Genomic DNA, 17,641 nt, shown 5'->3' with positions numbered 1-17,641 from the left:
TGACTTTGGTCGTGAAAGATGACAACGGCACACATTTTGCTATAATCAAAGGAAGAAACTTGATGCATGAGGTGACGACACAATGGAGAAAGCGACATTCGCCGGCGGCTGCTTTTGGTGCATGGTGACGCCGTTTGAGGAGCTCGATGGCATTTACGGCATCGTCTCCGGCTATACAGGGGGACATGTGGAAAATCCAACATACGAGCAAGTGAAAACCGGCACGACCGGCCACTACGAAGCGGTGCAAATCACCTTCGACCCGGACGTCTTTCCGTATGAGCGGCTCTTGGAGCTGTATTGGTGCCAAATCGACCCGACCGATGACGGCGGCCAGTTTCACGACCGCGGGCCGCAATACCGGACGGCGATTTTTTACCATAACGAAAAACAGCGCCAGCTCGCCGAGCAGTCAAAGCGGGCGCTCGAGGAAAGCGGGCGCTTCTCCAAGCCGATCGTGACGAAAATTTTGCCGGCCACCACGTTTTATCCGGCGGAAGAGTACCATCAAAACTATCATAAGAAAAATCCGGAACATTACAAGCAAGATCGAGCCGCCTCGGGGCGTGACGAATTTATCGCCAAACATTGGGGGACGAAGCGGTGAAGCGGATCGAATCGCCGAAAAATGCGCGCGTCAAACAATGGAAAAAGCTGCTGACAAAAAAAGGGCGCGATGAGACCGGATTGTTTTTGCTTGAAGGGTTTCATCTTGTCGAAGAGGCCATAAAAAGCAACGCGCCCCTTGTCGAGCTGATCGTTGATGAGCGGACGGCCGTCCCGCCCGGCTGGAACGTCACAGGTGTCCCGGTTACGATCGTGACCGAAGCGGTGATGAGGGCGATCAGCAGCACGGAGACGCCGCAAGGCATCGCCGCGGTGTGCCGGCAGCTGTCGACCGAGCTTGAAGGCGTGAAGACCGCCTTGCTTATTGACGCCGTGCAAGATCCGGGCAATCTTGGGACGATGATCCGCACCGCCGATGCCGCTGGGATCGATGCCGTCATCCTCGGTGAGGGATGCGCCGACTTGTACAATCCGAAAGTGGTGCGGGCGACGCAAGGGTCGCTGTTTCACCTTCCGGTTGTCAAAGGCGATCTGGCACAATGGATCGCGCGTTTCAAGGAGCAGGGCATTCCGGTGTACGGCACCGCCTTGGAGAACGCCGTCGATTACCGCACCGTTCCACAATCGTCTTCGTTCGCCTTGCTCGTCGGCAATGAAGGAAGCGGCGTCCGACCCGACCTGCTGCGCCTAACGACAGAGAACGTGTACATCCCGATTTACGGCCGCGCCGAGTCGCTGAACGTCGCCGTTGCGGCCGGAATTTTGCTTTATTCCTTGCAGGCGGTGCGGTAAAATAGAATCGAAAATCAATAGGACAAGGGAGCGGAGACAGATGGATGGCGAACTGCGGGCGTTATTGAACGCTGTGCTCGAGCGTCTTGATGTTCAAGGGGCCTACATCGAACAAATGCGCATGGATATCGTCAAGCTGCAAGGAAGCGTGAAACAACTCGAAGACAAAGTCGATCGCCTTCAAAGTGATGTGGACGCCATGAAAAAAGACATGGACGCCATGAAAAAAGACATGGATGCCATGAAAAAAGACATGGATGCCATGAAAAAGGACATGTTGGGGGTCAAAAAAGATGTCGCCGCGCTCAAGGAAGGGCAAGTGCGGCAGGAAAAAATTATGGAGCGCCTTGCCATCCGCTCGATTGAACAGGAAGCGGAAATCGATGAGCTGCGCAAAGAAATTTCGGCCTGACCTTGCCTTTGCCCACTCATTTGCGTATAATGAATAGCGACAATTTCCCATACGGACAACAACGATGACGGAGAAAAGTAGCTTGCTGTTCGCCATCCAGGGAGAAAACGCCATAGACTGGGAGCGTTTTTATGGCCGGCGCAAGTGAAGTTCACCTCCTGAGTTGACACCGGGACCATCCCGACGAGGGATGTAAAGGTGTTCCGGCTTTCGGCCGTTATCGCAATGAAGTGAACAGCACGCTTATGCTGTTAACAAGGGTGGTACCGCGAGCAACAACTCGTCCCTTACCGGGGCGGGTTTTTTTTATCATCTTAAACCGAGAAGCCCCCCCGCTTCTACGCGTGAGCGTAAGTGGGAGAGCGTTCAACTGAAATGAGGAGGGATTGATGTGAAAGAACGGCTGTACGAGCTGAAACGCCAGGCGCTCGAACAAATCGGCCAAGCCCGCGACTTAAGAATGCTAAACGACGTGCGCGTCGCCTATTTAGGCAAAAAAGGGCCGATCACCGAAGTGCTGCGCGGCATGGGGGCATTGCCGCCGGAAGAGCGCCCGAAAATCGGCGCGCTTGCCAATGAAGTAAGAGAGGCAATCCAACAGGCGCTGGAAGCGAAACAAGCGAAACTGGAACAGGAGGAAGTGGAGCGGAAGCTGGCTGCCGAGGCGATTGATGTGACGCTGCCGGGCCGGCCTGTGAGTCTTGGCAACCCGCATCCGCTGACGCGTGTCATTGAAGAAATTGAAGACTTGTTTATCGGCATGGGCTATACGGTCGCCGAAGGGCCGGAAGTGGAGACCGACTATTACAACTTTGAGGCGCTCAACTTGCCGAAAGGCCATCCGGCCCGCGATATGCAAGATTCGTTTTACATCACGGAAGAGATTTTGCTTCGCACCCATACGTCGCCGATGCAGGCGCGGACGATGGAAAAGCACCGCGGGCGCGGCCCAGTGAAAATCATTTGCCCGGGCAAAGTGTATCGCCGCGACACCGATGATGCGACGCATTCGCACCAGTTTACGCAAATTGAAGGATTGGTTGTTGACCGGAACATCCGGATGAGCGATTTGAAAGGGACGCTGCGCGAATTTGCCCGCAAGCTGTTCGGGGAAGGGCGCGACATCCGCTTCCGGCCGAGCTTTTTCCCGTTCACGGAACCATCGGTCGAAGTCGATGTGTCCTGCTTCCGCTGCGAAGGGCGGGGCTGTGGCGTCTGCAAAGGCACCGGTTGGATCGAAATTTTAGGAGCCGGCATGGTGCATCCGAACGTGCTTGAGATGGCCGGTTTTGATTCGAAAACGTACACCGGCTTTGCGTTCGGCATGGGGCCGGAGCGGATCGCGATGCTGAAGTATGGTATTGATGACATCCGCCATTTCTATCAAAACGATCTACGTTTCTTGCGGCAATTTTTGCGTGTGTAACAGAAAAAGGAGGAGTTGGGAATGCTCGTTTCTTACCGTTGGCTAGGGGAATACGTCGATTTGACGGGCATCACCGCCAAAGAGCTCGCGGAGCGGATTACGAAAAGCGGCATTGAAGTCGAGCGGGTCGAAGCGCTTGACCGGGGAATGAAAGGAGTCGTCATCGGTCATGTGCTCGAGTGCGAGCCGCACCCGAACGCGGATAAACTGCGGAAATGCCTTGTCGACTTGGGAGAGGACGAACCCGTGCAAATCATTTGCGGCGCCCCGAACGTCGCCAAAGGGCAAAAAGTCGCCGTCGCCAAAGTCGGGGCGGTGCTGCCGGGCAATTTCAAAATCAAACGGGCGAAGCTGCGCGGGGAAGAATCGAACGGTATGATTTGTTCGCTCCAAGAGCTTGGCGTCGAAACGAAAGTCGTGCCGAAAGAATACGCGGACGGCATTTTCGTCTTTCCAAGCGACGCGCCGATCGGCGCCGATGCCATCGAGTGGCTCGGCTTGCATGACGAAGTGCTTGAACTGTCCTTGACGCCCAACCGCGCCGATTGTTTAAGCATGATCGGCGTCGCCTATGAAGTCGCCGCCATTCTCGGCCGCGATGTAAAACTGCCGGAAGCGGCGGTCAAGGAAAACAGCGAACATGTCCATGAATACATTTCCGTGCGCGTTGAGGCGCCGGAAGACAATCCGCTGTACGCCGGGCGGATTGTGAAAAACGTCCGGATCGGCCCGTCGCCTCTTTGGATGCAAGCGCGTTTGATGGCGGCCGGCATTCGCCCGCACAACAACGTCGTCGACATTACGAACTACATTTTGCTTGAGTACGGCCAGCCGCTTCATGCGTTTGACTACGACCGCCTCGGTTCGAAGGAGATTGTCGTCCGCCGTGCAAAAGCGGGCGAAACGATCATCACCCTTGATGATGTCGAGCGGAAGCTGACGGAAGAACATCTCGTCATCACCAACGGCCGCGAGCCGGTCGCCTTAGCCGGCGTGATGGGCGGGGCGAATTCGGAAGTGCGCGACGACACGACGACCGTGTTCATTGAAGCGGCGTACTTTACAAGCCCGGTCATCCGCCAAGCGGTGAAAGACCACGGGCTGCGCAGCGAGGCGAGCACCCGATTTGAAAAAGGGATCGATCCAGCGCGGACGAAAGAAGCGCTCGAGCGCGCCGCGGCGTTGATGTCGGAATACGCCGGCGGCGAGGTCGTCGGCGGCATCGTCGAAGCGAGCGTGTGGCGCCAAGACTCAGTGGTGGTGACGGTCACGCTCGAACGCATCAACGGCGTCCTCGGCACGGCAATGTCGAAAGAGGAAGTGGCCGCGATTCTTTCGAACTTGCAATTTCCGTTTACGGAAGACAACGGAACGTTCACGATCCACGTCCCGTCGCGTCGGCGCGACATTGCAATTGAAGAAGATATCATTGAAGAAGTCGCCCGTTTGTACGGCTACGACCGCCTGCCGGCGACGCTGCCGGTGGCCGAGGCGAAACCGGGCGGACTCACGCCGTACCAGGCGAAGCGCCGCCGCGTCCGCCGCTATTTGGAAGGAGCCGGCTTGTTCCAAGCGATCACGTATTCGTTGACGAGCCCGGACAAAGCGACGCGCTTTGCGCTTGAGACGGCCGAACCGATCCGCTTGGCGCTGCCGATGAGCGAAGAGCGGAGCGTTCTTCGACAAAGCTTGATTCCGCATCTGCTCGAAGCGGCGAGCTACAACCGCGCCCGCCAAGTCGAGAACGTCGCCTTGTACGAAATCGGCTCTGTCTACTTGTCCAAAGGAGAACACGTCCAACCGGCGGAAAACGAGCGGCTTGCCGGCGTTCTCACCGGCTTATGGCACGCCCATTTGTGGCAAGGCGAGAAAAAAGCGGCTGATTTTTACGTCGCCAAAGGCGTTCTTGACGGGTTGTTCGACTTGCTTGGGCTGTCCAAGCGCATCGCGTACCGCCCGGCGAAACGCGCCGATTTGCATCCCGGACGGACGGCGGACATTGTGCTTGACGGCCGGGTCATCGGCTTTGTCGGCCAGCTCCATCCGGCCGTGCAAAAAGAGTACGATTTAAAAGAAACGTACGTCTTCGAGCTCGCCTTGGCCGAGCTGTTGAACGCCGAAAGTGAAGCGATCCGCTACGAGCCGATTCCGCGATTCCCGTCCGTCGTGCGCGACATTGCCTTGGTCGTCGACGAAAACGTCGAAGCTGGCGCCCTCAAGCAAGCGATCGAAGAAGCCGGGAAACCGCTTGTCAAAGACGTCTCCCTCTTTGACGTCTACAAAGGCGACCGCCTGCCGGACGGGAAAAAATCGCTCGCCTTCTCGCTCCGCTACTACGATCCGGAGCGGACGCTCACGGATGAAGAAGTCGCCGCCGTCCACGAGCGGGTGCTCGCCGCGGTCGAGAAACAATTTGGCGCGGTGCTGCGCGGGTAAAACGAAAAGCTGTTCCAAAAAGCGACTCGCTTTTGGAACAGCTTTTTTTGGATGGATGGCATAGAATCGGAGCAAGGAAATAGGATTTGGAAGGTTCCGCTGAATCATCGCCTGATGTCCAAAACATGCATATAGATGCCATTTGAAGCTTTAAGATTCGTCGCTTTTCCTAAGCATTGGATCGACTGCCAAGACGTGATGGAGGCAAGCCTTGGCAGTCGAAAAAATGGACAAGCGGCTTTTCCATTAAGGAGATGGTAAACGTTTTCGTTGCGTCGATACAGATGCGGTTGTGCTGCCCTGTCAGCCGCGTTCGGCGATGATTTGCCCGGTTTGCGACACATCGTATCCGCCAAGCGCTTCGAGTTCGGTGCGGAACGAATCGGAGCGAAGCACGTTCAAGACGGCGGCGATGAGCGGTTCGTTCTCCCGCGTCCGCAGCATGACGACATCATACTGCTCTTTCATCAGCGGAATGAACTCGACGCCGGCCATTCGCGCCACTTTTTCCGTGCCGATGCCGACATCAGCGAGACCCGCCGCCACCGCGGAGGCGACGCTCAAATGGCTTGTCTCCTCACGCTCATAGCCGCGAATAGCGGACGGTGACAGCCCATGCAGGCGCAGCTGTTCATCCAAGAGCACACGCACCCCCGCTCCTTTTTCCCGGTTGACGATCACGACGTCGCTCCTTCCTAAGTCGCTCCACGTTTGAATGCCGCGCGGATTGCCTTTTTGCACGTAAAACCCGATCGGCCTGCGCATCAAGTTCACCATGATGTACGCATGGCCTGTCAACAGCTTTTCAACATAGGGACGGTTGTACTCACCCGTTTGCCCGTCAAACAAATGCACGCTGACGATGTCACATTGCCCTTTGTATAGAGCGATCAATCCGTTGAGGCTGCTCGTATAGGTGCGAAGCGATTGATAAGGGCCGCCTTTCTCGAGATGGGCGCCAAGCAAATCGAGCGCCATATCTTGACCGCTGATGATGATGGGGCGAAAAGCGGTTTCGGTCGGCCGTGAAACGGCGGGGGAAACGGTGCTTGCCTCCCCTTTTTGCCCGGCGATGTACCGCTTGAGATCATCCGCGGTGATCCGCATTTGCCGCCCAACGCGAAAGGCGGGCAGCTTCCCTTTTTTCACTAAATCATACACCGTTAGTTTTGACACCTTTAATAAGGAAGCGATTTCTTCAATCGTGTATGACTGCGGCTCCGGCATCATGCAATCCTCCTTTCTTCCATTGTAGCGCAAAGAAAGGGAGGTGAAAAAATTTTTTCTTTCATAACTATTTATCATTATTTATAATTAGATATCATTACATATAAAAATCTAAATGGAGATAAGGGGGATGTAGATGCGAAAAATGGCATGGCTTGTCGCGGTGGTCTTGTTGTTCGGCTTGTATGGCTGCGACAGCGGTTCGAAAGAGGGGGCTGGGCAAACGAAATCGGCGGACAAAGTGGAGCTCACTATCTCCGCCGCGGCCAGTCTGCAAGAAGCGCTGGAAGAAGCGAAAACGGCGTTTGAACGAAAGCACCCGAACATCCGCATCCAATATAATTTTGGCGCGTCGGGCGCCTTGCAAAAACAAATTTCCGAAGGGGCGCCGGTCGATCTCTTTTTCTCCGCGGCTGCCGAGCCATTTGAGGAACTGAAAAAGGAAGGGCTGATCGATTCCAAACACGAAAAAACCGTGCTCGCCAACGAGCTGGTGCTCATCGTTCCGAAACAAGGAGAAGAGGCGATTCAGTCGCTCGATGACATCACCCGCGCCAAACGAGTGGCGATCGGCATCCCCGAGTCGGTGCCGGCCGGCATGTACGCGAAACAAACGCTTGAGCATGCCGGGTTATGGGAAAAAGTCAAGCCGCACCTTGTTCTTGCCAAAGACGTCCGCCAAGTGTTGACGTATGTCGAAACGGGCAACGTCGACGCCGGGTTTGTGTACCGGACGGACGCGCTCGTGTCGGACAAAGTCAAGATCGCCGCCTCCGTGCCAAGCGGCATGCACGACCCGATCGTCTATCCGCTTGGTGTTGTCAAGACGAGCAAACATCTCAAGGAGGCGCGGGAGTTGTATGATTATTTGACGAGCGAACAAGCGCTCCAAATATTCGAACAACACGGGTTCCGACCAAGCCGTTGAATCTGCTTCCCATTGGGAGGGGATATATGGTAAAATAAAGGCGATGCCAATCGAATAGGCGATGGAGTTCGCCATAACCGCCGGCTTCCGGCTGATGACTCCTGCTGCAAATTGAAGCGGCAGGAGTCTGTTCATTTTTGGAAGGAGGGGTCCTTATTGGTCTATCTCGCTGTCGGCATCGCCGGCATGATCGGCGCGCTTGTCCGCTATGGCCTCGGTTTGGTTGTTCCCGCCGCCGCCGTCGGCGGCTTTCCGCTCGGGACGCTTTTCATCAACTGGACAGGCTCGTTTTTGCTCAGCTGGTTCACCGTGATGTTCACCCGCCGCCCCGCGTGGCCGCCATGGCTGAAAACAGCCGTAACGACCGGGTTCGTCGGTTCGTATACGACGTTTTCGACGCTTAGTGTTGAATGTGTGGAATTGATGGAACAAGGGCGCTTTGGCATGGCGGCCGTTTATATCGCTGCCAGCCTGTTTGGCGGGTTGCTCGCCTCATGGGCTGGATATGCCGCCGCTCAACCGGAACGGAAGGAAGGGATTGGATAATGTACGCACCGCTGTTTGTGGCGATCGGCGGTTTTTTCGGCGCCATGGCCCGCTATCTCGTCAGCCGCTGGACGGCTCGGCGTTCGCCGCGTTTTCCGCTCGGGACGCTCATTGTCAACTTGCTTGGGTCCTTCTTGCTCGGCTGGCTCGCCGGAAGCGGCGCCGCCGATGCCGCAAAACTGCTTGTTGGCACGGGCTTTATGGGCGCGTTCACCACGTTTTCGACCTTAAAATGGGAAAGCGTGCAAATGATGCAGCAACGCCAATGGGCGAAGGTTGTCGTTTATTTGGCGGCTACGTATTTGTGTGGCGTGTGGCTCGCGTGGCTTGGCTATCACGTGGGGCGGTGACCGCAGCGCCGAAAAACAAGCATTGTTTCTTAATTAGTTGATTGTGAAAAAGAACGTTCTTGGCTTGCTTTTAGAGGGCTGGTGATTGAATGAAAAATGTGAATCAACAACAGTGTTTTTCAATTTGATAAGCCTTGTAAAATCTGTTTTTCTCTTTGATCAAAAATGACCGATTTGCAGGAATGATTGTTTTTTCACCGCCCTTCTAGGCAATCAGTATGGATGAATGGATAGAAAAATCTTCCCCGCAAACGATTCGTTCGCGGGGAAACGGAGATCGATGAAGGACAACGTTCGAAACACGGATGGCGTTATCTTCTGCTTTTTCCAAACAATAATTGTTCGAGAATGTCATGAATGCGCGTATTTTCATAAATGCCGGTGAATCGCTCCGCTCCCGGGCCCATGGCAGTCAGCGGCACATCGGCGGCGGTGTGGCCTGTTGTCGTCCAGTCGAGGGCGAACGTTTGCGTAGAGCGGGCAATTGGAAACGGACCGTCTTCGCCGGAGATCGTTTTGCCGTCTCCCGACTCATCCGTGCCGCCCGGCGTTTCGATCGTCAAGCCGCCGCATTCATGGTCAGCGAGCACGAGGACGAGCGTATCCCGATGGCGCTTGGCGTACTGTTTCGCTACGGCGACCGCTTCGTCAAGCTGCTGGCCCGCTTTGATCATGAGCGATCCGTTGTTTTCATGGCTCATTTCATCAATGGCTTCTTCTTCGACAACGAGGAAAAAGCCCTTTTTATTTTGCGACAGCACGTCAAGCGCTTTTTTTGTCATATCGGGCAGCGGCACAACGGGATTGTACACATCTCCTTCTCCTTCGGGGCGCTGCTGGAACATTTCTTCGTTGGCAAACAGTCCAAGCAGCTTGCGGCCGGACGCTTGTTTCAGCTCATCGGCGGTGCGGACGTACGTGTAGCCGAGCTGCTTGGCGCGTTCAACCAAGTTTCCTTGCGTGCCTTTGCTTGCTTCTTCCGGATCTTCGGCTGGATGGTCGGGGTAATAGCCAGGATTTCCAGCAGGATACCAGTAATCTTCCCCGCCGCCCAAAATGACATCCACTTTCGTTTGTTCGATGTATTGCTTGGCGATGTCGCTTTGGGCAGAGCGATTGGCGGTGTGGGCGGCAAACGCAGCCGGCGTGGCGTCCGTCACTTGGGCGGTCGTGACAAGCCCTGTTGCCTTGCCGGCTTTTTTTGCTTGTTCCAAAATCGTTTCCACTGGTTTTCCTTGCAGATCAACAGAGATGGCGCCGTTGTACGTTTTCACGCCTGAGGCGATCGCGGTCGCCGCCGCAGCGGAGTCGGTGATGAATGACTTCGAGTCGGCGGAGTTCGTATGGACAAGCCCGCTGTATGGCATATCGTCCATCTCCAATTCTCCAGCGATCCCTTTTGTGGCAAGGCGAATGGCGTTGCGATGCGCTGTGCCCATGCCGTCGCCGACAAAAAGGACGACATTTTTCACCTCAGACGGCTTCGATTGTTTCGCTGGGGCGGCCCATGCATCTTGTCCGGCTTGATGCAGCGCCAGTCCGGCGCTCAGCACGGCGATGAGCAAAGCCGTGCGGCGTTTCGATTGGAACATCGTTCTCCTCTCCCTCTTCAGATGATTTTGTCATCTTTATCGTACAAGCTGGATGTTAAGTGTTCGTGAATGCCATGTAATCGTTTTGAAAACATTTCCTTATTATTCGAATGGGGCGACAGAATGGGTTCTCTTTTGCCAACATTCCTCGTTGACTTTTTCTTTTTTCCTTGGTATCGTTACTAATAGTTCAACAGTTGAACTAAATGGACAAATGCCGCCGTGCAAGAGAGCATCTGGTTGATTGTGCAATCATGAAACAAACGGAGGTGAATCAATGCCGGGACGAAACATCGATGAGTGGATTGACCGCTATTTGTCCGTGTCGTTTCTCGTGATGAAACGCGGAGCGGCGCTTGTCAAAGGCAGTCTTTGCGAAGAGATGACGCACGATCAATATTATTTGCTTCGCTACATCCGCAGGCGGGGGGCGTGCACGTCAACGGAGCTCGCTGCGATGTTTGGCGTGAACAAAAGCGCGGTGACGGCGATGACAAATCGCCTCGTCGACAAAGGCTGGCTACGCCGCGACCGTGACGAGAACGACCGGCGCGTCATCGTCTTATCGCTGACGGAGCAGGGGGAAGCATGGGTAGAGGAAATGGACCGCAGCGTCTATCGGCTCGTCGAAGAAGTGATCGCCCGCTTTCCAGAGGAGGAGATCGAAACGTTCATCCGTACGTATGAACGGTTGGCCCGCGTGCTGCAGGAGGTGGAAGAAGCGAAATGAGGGCGATGATCAAAGGAAGATGGTTTGTGCTTGCGGCGTGGATCATCATGGCGGCGGTGCTCATGATGACCGCGCCGAACATGGGCGAGCTTGTCAGGGAAAAAGGGCAGCTGAGCGTGCCGGACGGCTACTCGTCGTCATTGGCGGCAAAATTGATCAAAGAGGCAAACGGCCAGGAAAACAAACAAAATGAACGATCCGCGGTGCTTGTCTTTTACCAAAAAGGCGGGCTGACGGCGGACGATAAAAAAGAGATTGAACGGGCGGTAAACGCGCTCGAAAAGAAAAAAGAGGAACTTCATGTCACGAACATCGTCTCGCCGTTTGCCAACCGGGAGCTGGAAAAAGAACTCATCTCCAAAGATGGAACGACGATGCTCATTTCCGTCAGCATCGACCCGGCCGGGCGGACGGCGAAGCAATTGACCGACGCCCTGTATAAAGCGGTCGATGGCGTCAAGGTCGAGCATTATTTCACCGGCGGCTGGATGATCGATGAAGATGTCGTGACGAGCTCGCAGGAAGGCGTGAAGAAAACGGAAGGGATCACGGTCGTCTTTATTTTAATTGTGTTGCTCGCCGTGTTCCGCTCGCCGGTGGCGCCGCTCATTCCGCTGCTCGCGGTCGGGGCGACGTATGTCGTCTCGCAGTCGGTCGTTGCGTTTTTAGTAGATAAAGTGAATTTCCCGCTGTCGACGTTCACGCAAACGTTTTTAGTCGCGGTGTTGTTTGGCATTGGGACCGACTATTGCATTTTGTTGCTGAGCCGGTTTAAAGAAGAACTGGCGAAACGCGGCGATCGGGTGGAAGCGATCGTCGCCACGTACCGGACGGCTGGGAAAACGGTGGCCGCAAGCGGCATTGCCGTCATGATCGGCTTTGCGGCGATCGGTTTGTCGACGTTTAAGCTGTACCAATCGGCGGCGGCCGTCGCCGTTGGGGTAGCGGTGCTGCTTTTGGCGCTCGTGACGCTTGTGCCGTTTTTCATGGCCGTGCTTGGCGAGAAGCTGTTTTGGCCGGTGCGGGGGAAGCTCGAGCATGGGCAAAGCCGGCTTTGGCTCGCGGCTGGCCGATTTGCGTTCGCCCGTCCGCTTTTGGCGCTGGCGATTGTCGCTGTCGTGACCGTGCCGGTGTTGGCGACGTATGATGGCAAACTGTCGTTTGATTCCATGGAAGAGATCGGCGATCATTATCGTTCCGTCAAAGCGTTTGACATCATTGCCGATCATTTCAATCCGGGAGATGCCATGCCGACGCAGGTGGTATTGAAAAGCAAAGAGCCGCTTGATTCGGAAGAAGGGCTGGCGTTGATTGAGAAAATGAGCCGTGAGATCGAAAAAGTTGATGGCGTGGCGAGCGTCCGCTCGGCGACGCGTCCGACGGGAGAGCCGATTCAGGAGCTGTATGTCACCGAACAGGCGAAACAGCTGAAAAGCGGCCTTGGCGCCGGCAAAGAGGGCATTGAGAAAATCGGCTCCGGCCTTGAGGCGGCAAGCCAAAAGTTGTCCTCGTCCGCTCCGCAGCTGAAGCAGGCGTCATCCGGCGTCGGCCAGCTCGTCTCCGGAACGGAGCGGCTTGAAGACGGCCTGCGCCAGCTGCAAACCGGTCTCAGTCAAATTGAACAAGGGGTGCGCCGGGGAGCAATGGGCGCCGGTGAGCTGAAAAACGGCTTAGTGACGCTTCGCGACAATGCAAAAAAGCTGCAGGAAGGCGCCACGCAGCTGCTTGACGGCTACAAGCAGGCGGAACAAGGACTGTCGGCGCTAAGCGGCCAGTACCGGCAAATCGAAGCGGGATTAAAAGCTGTCGCCGCTCAGCTTGCCGCCGTGCAGACGATGCTCGGGCAAGTCGAACAGTCGCATCCGGAACTCCGTCAAGATGGGCAATACCAACAAGCAAAAATGACGGTTGCCGCCTTGTCCGGCCAGACGAAACAAATGGCGGACGGCCTCACGCAATTGAACGGGGCGCTTGAGCAGGCGCGCGCCGGTTTGGCGAAAGCGAACGAATCGTTCGCCCAACTCGCGGCTGGTCAAGCGGCGGTCAACGGCGGCTTGGATCAAGTCATTGCCGGGCTTAGTGAGCTCGAAGCCGGATTGACGAAAGCGGCCGACGGTCAGAAACAGGCGGTTGATAAATTGCCGCAATTCTCCCGAGGGCTTGAGCAAGTGAACGGCGGCCAGCGCCAATTGCTTGAGCATTTCTCCGCGCTTGGCGGCCAGCTCGGCCAGCTTGTAAATGGCTTGGACCAAAGCGCGTCCGGCCTTCAAAAAGTGGCGAACGGCCTCGGAACGGCGGAAACGTATTTAGCCGATTTGTCATCGGCCCCGGAGAAAGAAATGGCCGGCTGGCACATGCCGAAAGAGGCGCGCGAAAGCAAAGACTTTACGCAGGCGAAAGACGCGTATATGTCGAAAGACCGCCGCATCGTGACGTTCGATGTCATTTTAAAAGAAAATCCGTATTCAACATCGGCGCTCGGCCGCATCGATGACATTCGCGCCGCGGCCGAACGGGCAGTGAAAGGAACGAAGTGGGAAGACGCGACGATCGCTGTCGGCGGCGTCACCAGCACGTACGCCGATTTGCAGGCGATTTCGAACGCCGACTATCGGCATACCGCGGTGCTTATGCTCATTGGCATCGCCATCGTGTTGGCGGTGCTGCTCCGTTCGCTGATCATGCCGCTTTATTTGATCTTGTCGCTCGTGTTGACGTATTACACGTCGATGGCCGTCACCGAGCTCATTTTCGTCAACGGCCTTGGCTATGCCGGCTTGAACTGGGCGGTGTCGTTCTTCGCCTTTGTGCTGCTTTTGGCGCTCGGCATCGACTACAGCATCTTCCTGATGGATCGGTTCAACGAATACCGCGGCCGGCCGGTGAAGGAAGCGATGCTGTCGGCGATGGGCCATATGGGGACGGTCATCATCTCGGCCGCCGTCATTTTGGGCGGAACGTTCGCCGCGATGTATCCGTCCGGCGTCTTGTCGCTTTTGCAAATTGCGACGATTGTGCTGACAGGGCTCCTGCTTTACGCCCTCGTCGTCCTGCCGCTTTTCGTGCCGGTCATGGTCCGCACGTTCGGCCGCGCGAACTGGTGGCCGTTTCGGCAGCTGGCAAGCGAGACAACCGGACTGGAACAACAAAAAATTAGTTAAGAAGGCGGGCCATCGCTGCTTCCCAAGATCTAGGAAGCGGCGTTCTTTTTTAGGGAGAACGGAAAGGATGCCGACCTTCTAATCAAGAGAATGTACGTTCTGTTCGTGTTGCTTGATCATCTTCCAGTGATTCATTCCCCTCAATCATGATTCTATTTCACGAGCATATTTTTTCCGTTTTTGCCCAATGTAAAGGTATGATGAGTGATAGAGAACATTCCAGAACCTAAAGGAGGAATGACGCCATGACGAAACGAGTGCTCATGGTGGTGACGAACCATACGACGATCACCGACGACCATAAAACCGGGCTTTGGCTTGAAGAGTTTGCCGTGCCGTATTTGGTGTTTAAAGAAAAAGGGTATGACGTGAAAGTGGCGAGCATTCAAGGCGGTGATGTGCCGCTTGACCCGCGCAGCATCAATGAAAAAGACCCGTCTTGGGCCGAGGCGGAAGCAGCGCTGAAACATACAGCGCGCTTAAGCAAAGACGATGCACACGGGTTTGACGCCATTTTCCTTCCCGGTGGACACGGGACGATGTTCGATTTTCCCGACAATGAAACGCTGCAATACGTCTTGCAGCAGTTTGCCGAAGACGGCCGGATCATCGCCGCTGTCTGCCACGGTCCGTCAGGGCTGGTGAACGCCACATACAAAGACGGTACGCCGATTGTGAAAGGAAAAACGATCACGTCGTTTACAGACGAAGAAGAACGCGAAGTCGGGCTTGACGTCCATATGCCGTTTTTGTTGGAGTCCACCTTGCGCCTGCGCGGGGCGAATTTCGTCCGCGGCGAGAAGTGGACCGATTTCTCGGTGCGCGACGGCAACTTGATCACTGGGCAAAACCCGCAATCAAGCCGAAGCACGGCGGAGAAAGTCGTCGCCGCGCTGGAAGAACTGGCGTGAGCGATATCGGCTGAACTTGTGACAAGACGCTGCTTTTTTGGCGCGTCTTGTTTTTTTGGCACGATTTTCTGGCCGTTGTCCGGAAATGAATCCCGGTCAGTCAAGAGTTTGTGGAGAACTCTTTTCGGTTCACCACGTATGTTGTCGACCACCAGTTAGCAAACCATTTTTATGTATTGATATCGTAAGCGTTTTTGGACTTTCATCTGTCATGGTAAGGTAGTGAAGCTGCAATCGATTTTTTACACCAAAACAAAATTCCGAAGAACTGACAGTGCTTAATGGGGCGGCATCCCGGACGACTGATGAAGATAAGGGATATTTTGACGTACCATATCGGGATTACAATTCATTCACGTTCTGCTGGAATGGATTATTTTGTACGAGCAACGGAAAAATCGAAGGCCATCGATGGCGCGGCAGAATAGGCCGTCTAATGATCCCGGCTCACTAGGCTGGGTGGGGACAGCCTTTTGGTTGTTTGCGGATGAAAAGCCATTTTCTTCATAACGTAAAACGAAACATGTGGAAAGGATGGGAAACGGTGTCGTTCAGTTACTACGGGTCGACCTGTGCAACGGAGCCAACGCTGCCGTTTCCCATGGATGTGATTGAAACAATTACCGGTGCTTGGCGATGTCAAGCGCCTTTTTCGTATTGGCAAAATGAAGCTTGGCGCACGTCTCAAGTGCTTCAGCTCCTCGCTCGCGGATGATCCGGGCTGCGGCTTCGTCAACGATGGCGCCGGCGCCTTTCGGGAGCAAAAGGCCGACGGTGCGGGATAATCGCTCCATCTCTTCTAAAAACACATAGCGGGCGATGATCGAGGCGGCGGCGACAGCCACGTGCACGCTTTCTGCTTTTGGCAGGCAATGCACCCGATCGCTTACGATGCGCGTTTCATCAGCGAGGCAGCGGAAATACGAGCCGCGTTCTAAAAACTGATCGATGATGATCGCTTCTGGTTCGATGGGCGCGATGGCGTCAACAAGTTTCGCGAGCGTCCGGTTGTGAAGCAGCGCCTTCATTTTCGTCTGCGGCATTCCGCTTCGCTGCCAGCGGTTGTATTCGGCGTTATCAAGCACAGTGACGGCATACGGCGCCGTTTCCATGATGGCGGGGGCGATTTTGTGGATCGCCTCGTCCGTTAGTTGCTTTGAATCTTTCACGCCAAGCGCCGCGATTTTGGCGATATGCGACCGATCAACGTAGGCGGCGGCGACGACGATCGGGCCGAAATAGTCCCCGGTGCCGACTTCATCCGAACCGATGGCAGAAAGCTTCTCGAGCCTATGTTCCAATGGGGGCGAGGCGGTCTCTCTCTCCTGTCGTTTGCCTGGATCAGCCCCCCTCTTCACCATCCATTTCCCTGCTTCTTGCTCCGCCGCTTTCCCTTGAAACAGCACTTTGCCTGAGCGGTAGGCGGTGATGACGACATCCGGGCGCTTGACGGCAAACAACGCTCCGGCCGGAAGCCGGTCGGATAAGGCGTCTTGGTAGTGGGCGCGCAAGGCGTCAAGCAGCTGTTGATCGGCTTGAATCACATAGTTTGACAATGTTCGATCGCTCCTTTATCTTCTCTATCGTCGCTGTGTGTCGCATCTTTCCATTATACCAGCGTTCATGATATGATAAACAGTAGGATTTTGCGAAATGGGGGAGAAAGTTTGACAGGACAGCCAAAAACGCGGGTGAGCGTCCGCATCTATGGTCAAGACTACACGATCGTCGGCGCGGAAAGCCCAGCCCATATCCGGCTCGTGGCGGCGTTCGTTGACGATAAAATGCATGAATTCAGTGAGAAAAATCCGATGCTCGATGTGCCGAAACTGGCCGTTTTGACGGCCGTCAATATTGCCAGTGAGTATTTGAAGTTAAAGGAAGAATACAACCGGCTTCGTGAACAGCTGAAGAAGGAGAAGGATGGGGAACGCGATGATTGATGTCGTGCTGCTGTTTGTCCTGTTGCTGGGGGCGATGATCGGGCTGAAGCGCGGCTTTATTCTCCAATTCATTCATATGGCCGGGTTTTTCATTGCCTTTTTCGTTGCTTATCAGTATTATGAGCGGTTTGTACCGACATTGCGCCTTTGGATTCCATATCCGACGTTCGGCGATCCGGAGACGATGAAGCTGCTGTTTCAGAGCACCCATTTAGACGATGCCTATTATCGGGCGATTTCCTTTGCACTTTTATTTTTTGTGGTGAAAATCGTGCTTCAAATCGTCGGCTCGATGCTCGATTTCGTCGCCCAGCTGCCGCTGTTGCGCAGCGTCAACCGTCTGGCGGGGGCGGCGCTCGGATTTGCGGAAGTGTATTTGCTCGTCTTTTTGTTTTTGTATATCGGGGCGCTCGTGCCGATTGACAGCGTGCAGGAGCAGCTGCAGCATTCGCTCATGGCGACCGTGATTGTGAAACATACGCCGGTGTTGTCGGAGATGCTTGGCAACTGGTGGATTCATGGCCGCGTCTGATGACCTGCTTGAAGGACGACAAACGCTTTCACCGATTCATGACTATGTTTGCTGGAATGTGGCCGTGATGTTGGAAAGAGAGGGGACG

16 protein-coding genes, 1 riboswitch and 1 other annotated feature are annotated in these 17,641 nt (G+C 55.1%); of the genes, 13 read left to right on the top strand and 3 right to left on the bottom strand.

Annotated features, from left to right (window positions below; genetic code table 11):
• Nucleotides 1-82: 82 nt before the first annotated feature.
• The 5 genes from msrA to pheT all read left to right on the top strand — a co-directional run bounded on the left by msrA (nt 83) and on the right by pheT (nt 5,633).
• Entirely contained in the window at nt 83-607 is a 525-nt protein-coding gene (gene msrA, locus GT3570_RS13275) for a peptide-methionine (S)-S-oxide reductase MsrA (RefSeq protein ID WP_013144533.1), read from the top strand.
• Nucleotides 604-1,359, top strand: a complete 756-nt coding sequence (locus tag GT3570_RS13270; protein WP_021322141.1) for a TrmH family RNA methyltransferase — start codon at nt 604-606, stop codon at nt 1,357-1,359. The genes msrA and GT3570_RS13270 overlap by 4 nt, the downstream gene beginning before the upstream one ends.
• A gap of 40 nt (nt 1,360-1,399) precedes the next feature.
• Complete coding sequence (locus GT3570_RS13265; protein WP_011232182.1) at nt 1,400-1,771, top strand: hypothetical protein; 372 nt, start codon at nt 1,400-1,402, stop codon at nt 1,769-1,771.
• Between the two features lie 55 nt (nt 1,772-1,826).
• Nucleotides 1,827-2,062 (top strand) — a binding site (T-box leader).
• 100 nt (nt 2,063-2,162) lie between these two features.
• Nucleotides 2,163-3,197 carry a phenylalanine--tRNA ligase subunit alpha gene (gene pheS, locus GT3570_RS13260; RefSeq protein ID WP_013144536.1) on the top strand — a complete coding sequence of 345 codons (1,035 nt, stop codon included), beginning with the start codon at nt 2,163-2,165 and terminating at the stop codon, nt 3,195-3,197.
• Between the two features lie 21 nt (nt 3,198-3,218).
• The gene (pheT, locus tag GT3570_RS13255; protein WP_021322144.1) at nt 3,219-5,633 is read left to right on the top strand and encodes a phenylalanine--tRNA ligase subunit beta; all 2,415 of its coding nucleotides are present in this window, start codon (nt 3,219-3,221) and stop codon (nt 5,631-5,633) included.
• Nucleotides 5,634-5,936: 303 nt separating this feature from the next.
• Here pheT and GT3570_RS13250 read toward each other — a convergent pair whose 3' ends face one another.
• A complete protein-coding gene (locus tag GT3570_RS13250) occupies nt 5,937-6,860 on the bottom strand; it encodes a helix-turn-helix transcriptional regulator (RefSeq protein ID WP_021322145.1) in 924 nt (307 codons plus the stop codon).
• Between the two features lie 136 nt (nt 6,861-6,996).
• Here GT3570_RS13250 and modA point away from each other — a divergent pair, with 136 nt between their 5' ends.
• The 3 genes from modA to crcB (GT3570_RS13235) all read left to right on the top strand — a co-directional run bounded on the left by modA (nt 6,997) and on the right by crcB (GT3570_RS13235) (nt 8,684).
• Entirely contained in the window at nt 6,997-7,788 is a 792-nt protein-coding gene (modA, locus tag GT3570_RS13245) for a molybdate ABC transporter substrate-binding protein (protein ID WP_021322146.1), read from the top strand.
• 48 nt (nt 7,789-7,836) lie between these two features.
• Nucleotides 7,837-7,899: riboswitch (Fluoride riboswitch) on the top strand.
• Between the two features lie 45 nt (nt 7,900-7,944).
• Nucleotides 7,945-8,334: a fluoride efflux transporter CrcB gene (gene crcB / locus GT3570_RS13240; protein WP_011232177.1), complete on the top strand. Its 390-nt coding sequence runs from the start codon at nt 7,945-7,947 to the stop codon at nt 8,332-8,334.
• Nucleotides 8,334-8,684, top strand: coding sequence for a fluoride efflux transporter CrcB (crcB, locus tag GT3570_RS13235; RefSeq protein WP_062898858.1), 351 nt, complete (start codon nt 8,334-8,336; stop codon nt 8,682-8,684). The genes crcB (GT3570_RS13240) and crcB (GT3570_RS13235) overlap by 1 nt, the downstream gene beginning before the upstream one ends.
• A gap of 311 nt (nt 8,685-8,995) precedes the next feature.
• Here the strand turns inward: crcB (GT3570_RS13235) and GT3570_RS13230 are convergent, their stop codons facing one another.
• Complete coding sequence (locus GT3570_RS13230; RefSeq protein WP_014196496.1) at nt 8,996-10,276, bottom strand: alkaline phosphatase; 1,281 nt, start codon at nt 10,274-10,276, stop codon at nt 8,996-8,998.
• 277 nt (nt 10,277-10,553) lie between these two features.
• On the opposite strand from GT3570_RS13230, the gene GT3570_RS13225 reads away from it, so the two are divergent.
• From GT3570_RS13225 to GT3570_RS13215, 3 genes are all read left to right on the top strand, one after another.
• Entirely contained in the window at nt 10,554-11,006 is a 453-nt protein-coding gene (locus GT3570_RS13225; protein ID WP_011232174.1) for a MarR family winged helix-turn-helix transcriptional regulator, read from the top strand.
• Entirely contained in the window at nt 11,003-14,167 is a 3,165-nt protein-coding gene (locus GT3570_RS13220; RefSeq protein ID WP_062898857.1) for an MMPL family transporter, read from the top strand. The genes GT3570_RS13225 and GT3570_RS13220 overlap by 4 nt, the downstream gene beginning before the upstream one ends.
• A 245-nt stretch (nt 14,168-14,412) precedes the next feature.
• Nucleotides 14,413-15,078, top strand: coding sequence for a type 1 glutamine amidotransferase domain-containing protein (locus GT3570_RS13215; RefSeq protein ID WP_062898856.1), 666 nt, complete (start codon nt 14,413-14,415; stop codon nt 15,076-15,078).
• Nucleotides 15,079-15,698: 620 nt separating this feature from the next.
• Here the strand turns inward: GT3570_RS13215 and rnhC are convergent.
• Entirely contained in the window at nt 15,699-16,634 is a 936-nt protein-coding gene (gene rnhC, locus GT3570_RS13210; protein WP_011232171.1) for a ribonuclease HIII, read from the bottom strand.
• A gap of 111 nt (nt 16,635-16,745) precedes the next feature.
• Between rnhC and zapA the strand changes: the two genes are divergently transcribed.
• Nucleotides 16,746-17,021: a cell division protein ZapA gene (gene zapA, locus GT3570_RS13205; protein ID WP_011232170.1), complete on the top strand. Its 276-nt coding sequence runs from the start codon at nt 16,746-16,748 to the stop codon at nt 17,019-17,021.
• Nucleotides 17,014-17,553, top strand: coding sequence for a CvpA family protein (locus GT3570_RS13200; RefSeq protein WP_011232169.1), 540 nt, complete (start codon nt 17,014-17,016; stop codon nt 17,551-17,553). The genes zapA and GT3570_RS13200 overlap by 8 nt, the downstream gene beginning before the upstream one ends.
• The last annotated feature ends 88 nt before the right edge of the window (nt 17,554-17,641 follow it).

This window comes from Geobacillus thermoleovorans (assembly GCF_001610955.1).
GTDB lineage: Bacteria > Bacillota > Bacilli > Bacillales > Anoxybacillaceae > Geobacillus > Geobacillus thermoleovorans.
The sequence above is the reverse complement of the archived record's forward strand: the minus strand, read 5'-3'. Positions and strand labels throughout refer to the sequence as shown.

Excerpts from the sequence above, each read along its gene's own strand:
- GT3570_RS13265 (WP_011232182.1), top strand. The coding sequence starts at position 1,400 with ATGGATGGCGAACTGCGGGCGTTATTGAACGCTGTGCTCGAGCGTCTT.
- GT3570_RS13230 (WP_014196496.1), bottom strand. The coding sequence starts at position 10,276 with ATGTTCCAATCGAAACGCCGCACGGCTTTGCTCATCGCCGTGCTGAGC.
- crcB (WP_062898858.1), top strand. The coding sequence starts at position 8,334 with ATGTACGCACCGCTGTTTGTGGCGATCGGCGGTTTTTTCGGCGCCATG.
- GT3570_RS13220 (WP_062898857.1), top strand. The coding sequence starts at position 11,003 with ATGAGGGCGATGATCAAAGGAAGATGGTTTGTGCTTGCGGCGTGGATC.
- pheT (WP_021322144.1), top strand. The coding sequence starts at position 3,219 with ATGCTCGTTTCTTACCGTTGGCTAGGGGAATACGTCGATTTGACGGGC.
- GT3570_RS13225 (WP_011232174.1), top strand. The coding sequence starts at position 10,554 with ATGCCGGGACGAAACATCGATGAGTGGATTGACCGCTATTTGTCCGTG.
- GT3570_RS13250 (WP_021322145.1), bottom strand. The coding sequence starts at position 6,860 with ATGCCGGAGCCGCAGTCATACACGATTGAAGAAATCGCTTCCTTATTA.
- modA (WP_021322146.1), top strand. The coding sequence starts at position 6,997 with ATGCGAAAAATGGCATGGCTTGTCGCGGTGGTCTTGTTGTTCGGCTTG.
- msrA (WP_013144533.1), top strand. The coding sequence starts at position 83 with ATGGAGAAAGCGACATTCGCCGGCGGCTGCTTTTGGTGCATGGTGACG.
- GT3570_RS13215 (WP_062898856.1), top strand. The coding sequence starts at position 14,413 with ATGACGAAACGAGTGCTCATGGTGGTGACGAACCATACGACGATCACC.
- GT3570_RS13200 (WP_011232169.1), top strand. The coding sequence starts at position 17,014 with ATGATTGATGTCGTGCTGCTGTTTGTCCTGTTGCTGGGGGCGATGATC.